This window comes from uncultured Thiodictyon sp. (assembly GCF_903828115.1).
In the GTDB taxonomy this organism is placed as follows: domain Bacteria; phylum Pseudomonadota; class Gammaproteobacteria; order Chromatiales; family Chromatiaceae; genus Thiodictyon.
The window spans coordinates 1-5,306 of the sequence record NZ_CAIKKU010000221.1 but is presented as its reverse complement, the minus strand read 5'-3'; the positions used below and the strand labels follow the sequence as shown (position 1 = coordinate 5,306).

Sequence of the window (5,306 nt, the reverse complement as noted above, 5' to 3'; positions counted from 1 at the left end):
TTGTCGTAATCGTAATCGTAATCGGAGAATCGCTGCGACTTGGCGTGCGAGGGAATCCGGGGCGATACGATAACCTCGATTACGACAACGACAACGACAACGACAACGACGCGAAAAGCATGTCCTGATGGACTTGTTTAACTTATTAGTGAACCGTTCCTAAGCGAGTCAAGGTAGCTTCGGTAAGCGCTGCGCCGGGCGTGCTTGAGGTAGTCCCGGGTATTGAGCTTCAATACCTCGATCGTATACTTCGCACGCAGATAGTTGCGGCTGCCCTTGGGAGATCGGGGGATGAAGATACCCGTGTCGAGATCCAGATCCAGGTAGTCCATGGGATCTTCTCGGCGCGGATCGACGAATACCGTATCGCCGGCCGGCGGCGCCACCACCGGGTCGTTCTTGCCTCGGACCAGATCGACCCGCTCCTCGCGCTCGTCGAAAACCGCGAATCGGTCTCCCTTGCTGCTGCCGTTGCAGGGGCCGCAGGCGTAAAGATAATTGCCCCAGCGGAACACCCTGTCGGGGTAGAAATTCTTGGGCCAGAGGTGCTCGATCTCGTCCGCCGCCGAATCTTCGCAATAATGACAGCGCCGGGCGCCGGGACAAAGCCTCGCCAGTGCCGCACGGACCTCGTCGAACCGCTCCTTGCCCTTCTTGGTATTCGTTTTCGAGTCCCAAAGCGCCTTGCCGGCCTTGACCCGGGCGGGGTAATCGAGAAGCGCGTCGATCTTCTCCTGCTGTCCGTCGAGATAGTTCTGGGTCTGCGTTGGCAGCTCACCCTTGGGAATCCGCAGCACCGTCCGTCTCCATCAGATTGGCGTTACCACCGAAGATTTCCTGAAGCGCGCGGCGCTCGTCTTGCTCGCTTGGGGTCAATCCCTCGCGCAGTGCCTTGACGTTCAGCCGCGCAAGCTGCTCGAGCTTCTCCTCGCCCGTATCCGACCGGCCGACCTCGTCTCCGAAGGCGCCCGAACTCAGGGCTTCGAGAATATCGCCATAGACCAAACGATTGAGCGCGGCTCCGGTGATCGGCCCGCCCCGGTCGTCCGTGCCCGGCTGAGGCAGCCGGGTCACCGAGCCCTTTTCCGCCCCTTGACAAACCAGCGGGCTATGGGTCGTGACCAGAAACTGCATATTCGGGAAATGGTCAGTCAGCCAAGGGCCGACGAGCCGCTGCCAGCGGGGATGCAGATGCACGTCGACCTCGTCGATCAAGACGACACCCGGAGGGATGACGCGGGTATTCTCATCGCCAAAGACCTTCCTGGTTCCATAGGCCTCGGCCAACTGGCGAATCAGCTCCAGCGTCATGCTGAGGATCGAGCGAAAACCGTCGCTGAGCGACTCGATTGGGACGCGATAACCGTTACCGTCCAGGAATACGACTTCCTTCGAGTTGACCTCGCTCAGCCGTGTATCGTTAGGAAGGAAATCCGGCTGGTTGACGAATGCCTTGATGGCATCGAGCAGGTCGTCGCCGTCCGATCTTCCGCTAGCGCCTGTTTGGCCTTGCACGTCGTTCCGGTTGGGACGCTTTCCGGTAATACCCCAGATCAGCCTTTCCAGCGCGGGCAGGGAGCCGGGCTCGGCATTCGGGCGCAGATCCACCCAGGTACGCCCCTCGATAAACCGCGGTAATTCGGGTACTGTGGGGGCATCGGCCAGCAATACCGGGATCACCGGCAGATCCTGCTCGACCGCAAGCGCGAGGGCGACGTGCATCTCCTCCTCTTCCCAGGGACCGAGCCCGTCCGCGCCGACCAGCACGGCGACGCTCCGCGAGGCACGGATGGCCGATTCGAACTGCGGTTGCCACGGGCGACCCGGGCGCAGTTGCTCTTCGTCGAGCCAGACCGAAATTTCGCGCTCTCTAAGGGTTTTCGCGAGCGCACGCACCGCTGGCTTGTCTCGACTGTCATGGCTCAAGAAACAGTCGAACGTTTCGGAGTCGACGGTCTCGGGATGGCCCGAGCGACGATCGATGCCGCCTTGTTCGAGCTGCTCGAATCGCAGTTGTTTGAGCCAGGAGAGGGTTTCGGTGAGTGCGACATCCTCGCCGAAGATGGACAGGTGCCTAGCCAGCTTGGGGTTGGAATTAAACAGCTTGGCGTATTCGGGACTGCCGCCGGTAAAGCGCCGGAAGGGTCCGAAAGCGGCGGAAAACCAGCCTTTACCTCCGCCCCAGACGTGGCGATCGGGGCTCGGCCGATGGCCAACGGGCGTTAAGGCGTCGTCCGCTCCGATGCGAATGCCCGCCTCCAAATCTCCGGCCGAGGTCCTTCCCTTGCCGCTCCAGCCGTCCCATTGCGGGTCCTGCTCTAAAGTAAGCACAATGCGCCCCTCGCTCTCGCCGCGAGTGACCCAATCCGCCAAATTCAATTTCAGCCGCAGGGCCAGGGCCTCTTTGTCGCCGAGCAGTGCCGCCGCACAGGCTCCAAGCAACGAAGACTTGCCGGACCCATTGTCGCCGAGCAGAACATGCCAGCCGGCTGCCGGCACTCCAGGCGGGAGCCCCCATTCAAAACGGTCGAAGCTCTTGACGTTCGTCAGCTCGATCTTTTTCACATACACGGAAGACCGTCCTCAATTGGGCGCGGCGACGGCCGAGGTCGTCAAAACGGCTATTGCGAAACGCTTGCGCTGCCGCGTCCGGCAAGCGATGCGACTGAACTGGGCGTAGTGCAGTCGTAGGATGGGCAGAGCGAGAGCGATGCCCATCATACGAACGAGCCGCCGCCTCAGCCGAGCATCTCCACCCCGCCCAGATAGGGCCGCAGGGCCTGCGGGACCCCGATCCGCCCGTCCGCGTGCTGATAGTTCTCCAGCACCGCCACCAGGGTGCGGCCGACCGCGAGCCCCGAGCCGTTCAGCGTATGGAGCAGTTCCGGCTTGCCGGTGCGCGGGTTGCGCCAGCGCGCCTGGAGCCGGCGCGCCTGGAAGTCGCCGAAGTTGCTGCACGAGGAGATCTCCCGATAGGTCTGCTGGCCGGGCAGCCAGACCTCCAGGTCATAGGTCTTGCAGGCGGAGAACCCCAGATCACCGGTGCACAGGGTCACCACCCGGTAGGGCAGGCCCAGGCGTTGCAGGACCGTCTCGGCATGACCGGTGAGCGCCTCGTGCGCCAGCGCGGAGTCCTCCGGGCGCACCGCCTGGACCAGTTCCACCTTCTCGAACTGGTGCTGGCGGATCATGCCGCGGGTGTCCTTGCCGGAGGCGCCCGCCTCGCTGCGAAAGCAGGGGGTGTGGGCGACCCAGCGACGGGGCACCTGGTCGGCCTCCAGGATGCAGTCGCGCACCAGGTTGGTGACCGGCACCTCCGCCGTGGGGATCAGATAGAAGTCCCGCTCGCCGGGGACCTTGAAGAGATCCGCGGCAAACTTGGGCAACTGGCCGGTGCCGCGCAGGCTGTCGGCGTTGACCAGATAGGGGACATAGACCTCGGTGTAGCCGTGCTCCTTGGTATGCAGGTCCAGCATGAACTGGATCAGGGCGCGTTGCAGCCGGGCGAGCGGCCCGGACAGGACCACGAAGCGCGCCCCCGTGACCTTGGCCGCCAGGTCGAAGTCCATCCAGCCCAGGGCCGTCCCCAGATCGACATGGTCCTTGGGGGTGAAGTGGAAATGGGTCGGTTCGCCCCAGCGGCGCTCCTCCCGGTTGTGGGTCTCGTCCGCCCCGTCGGGGACGCTCGCGTCCGGCAGGTTGGGCAGGCCGAGCGCGATCTCGCCCTGCTCGTCCTGGATGGCGGTCAGCCGCGCCTCGGCCGCCGCCAGGACGGTCCCCAAATCCGCCACCGCGGCCAGCAGGGGGGCGGCGTCCTCCCCCGCCGCCTTGGCCCGGCCGATGGCCTTGGAACTGGTATTACGTTCATTTTGCAGCTCCTGCACCCGGACCTGCAGGCCCTTGCGCTCGCCCTCCAGGGCCTCGATCCGGTCGGTATCCAGCCGCATCCCGCGGCGGGCGAGTTGGGCGGCGACCAGGGGCAGGTCGGTGCGAAGCAGGCGGGGGTCTAACACTTGGGGTCACCAGTCTCGATGCGGGGGGCCAGGGACGGCCGTTCAACGGCCTATTTCATGGCGGATTCTACACCGGCCGCCTGCTCCGGCGCGGGCGGACGGCGCCGGTCCAACCAGAAGGCCGCGGCGAACAGGACCGCGGCGAAGACCGCCACGATCAGGGCGCAGGCGACCGGGTCCTGGACATAGAGGTTCAACGCCCCGAGGTCGGGACCGATCCAGGGCGCCACCCAGGGGTAGACCAGGGTGTAGAGGAGACCGGCCGTGAGCCCCCCGGCCAGGCCGACCCCGGCGTCCAGGCTGCCCTCGCCCAAGGCCATCGGCAGGGTCCCGGGGCAGTAGCCGAGCAGCGCCATGCCGACACCGAAGAGCGCACCGCCCGCGACGACGCCCCCGATCAGGAGCGGCTTCACCTCCAGGACCGCCGCGCCGAGTTGGTACTCGACGAAGAAGGCCAGGGCCGAGGTACCGATCGCCACCAGCAGTATCTTGGCGACCGTGAAGTCCAGGAGCAGCCCGAACCCGATGATCCGGTCGAAGCGGGTGATACCTACCCGCTGCGCGATGAGCGCGAAGGCCACCCCGGCCAGGAAGGCGACGATCATCGCGACACCCCATAGAAGGCGCGGGAGGCGGCCACGAAACAGGTGACGACCACCAGGGCGAACAGCAGGCCGCTGACGGCCAGTTCCATACCGCCCGACAGGATGTGCCCGCTGGTACAGCCGCCGGCCAGACGCGCCCCCAGGATCAGCAGAAAGCCGCCGACGAAGGCCCACAGGAGCCGCCGCACCAGGCCCGGCCCCCGGCGCCGCGCCCACAGGGTCGGCACGCTACGGATGCGAAAGGTCCGGGAGGCGAGCGCACCGGCCAGGGCGCCGCAGAAGCCGCCCGCCAGGAACAGCAGTTCCCAGGAACCGGCCGTCGCGATCTGCCGGAAATAGTCCGCGCCTTCCAGGCCGGCGACCAGGCCCGCGAGATAGGGATAGCCGGTCGAGGCCCCGATCGGCCGATCGGCGAGGTGCACATTCGTGACGAGCACGTTGAGCAGGCCGATCGCGACCCCGGCAAGGAGCCATTGCCGACGCGACAGGGGGACCGGCGACCCGGATGGCGCCGGGGCCTGGCCCCCGGGTGTGACGATTGGGCGCGGTTTGCTGTTCATCGGTGTCCCGTTCATTGAGTCGAGCGGGCCGAATTCTAACCCTTTCCGGGGACTGCCTGGCCTCTCGTTCCCACGCGGAAGCAGGGGAATGCCGTGCGGGCGCTCCGCGTCCGGTCTTGGCACCGGAC

5 protein-coding genes are annotated in these 5,306 nt (G+C 65.7%); all 5 read right to left on the bottom strand.

The window, feature by feature from the left end; genetic code table 11:
- Positions 1-137: 137 nt before the first annotated feature.
- The gene (locus QZY48_RS08120; RefSeq protein WP_295429954.1) at positions 138-797 is read right to left on the bottom strand and encodes a hypothetical protein; all 660 of its coding nucleotides are present in this window, start codon (positions 795-797) and stop codon (positions 138-140) included.
- A complete protein-coding gene (locus QZY48_RS08115) occupies positions 775-2,565 on the bottom strand; it encodes a TIR domain-containing protein (RefSeq protein ID WP_295429952.1) in 1,791 nt (596 codons plus the stop codon). The genes QZY48_RS08120 and QZY48_RS08115 overlap by 23 nt, the downstream gene beginning before the upstream one ends.
- 173 nt (positions 2,566-2,738) lie before the next feature.
- A complete protein-coding gene (serS, locus tag QZY48_RS08110; RefSeq protein ID WP_295429950.1) occupies positions 2,739-4,013 on the bottom strand; it encodes a serine--tRNA ligase in 1,275 nt (424 codons plus the stop codon).
- Between the two features lie 50 nt (positions 4,014-4,063).
- Positions 4,064-4,618 carry a YeeE/YedE thiosulfate transporter family protein gene (locus QZY48_RS08105; RefSeq protein ID WP_295429948.1) on the bottom strand — a complete coding sequence of 185 codons (555 nt, stop codon included), beginning with the start codon at positions 4,616-4,618 and terminating at the stop codon, positions 4,064-4,066.
- The gene (locus tag QZY48_RS08100) at positions 4,615-5,178 is read right to left on the bottom strand and encodes a YeeE/YedE thiosulfate transporter family protein (RefSeq protein ID WP_295429946.1); all 564 of its coding nucleotides are present in this window, start codon (positions 5,176-5,178) and stop codon (positions 4,615-4,617) included. The genes QZY48_RS08105 and QZY48_RS08100 overlap by 4 nt, the downstream gene beginning before the upstream one ends.
- Between the last annotated feature and the right edge of the window lie 128 nt (positions 5,179-5,306).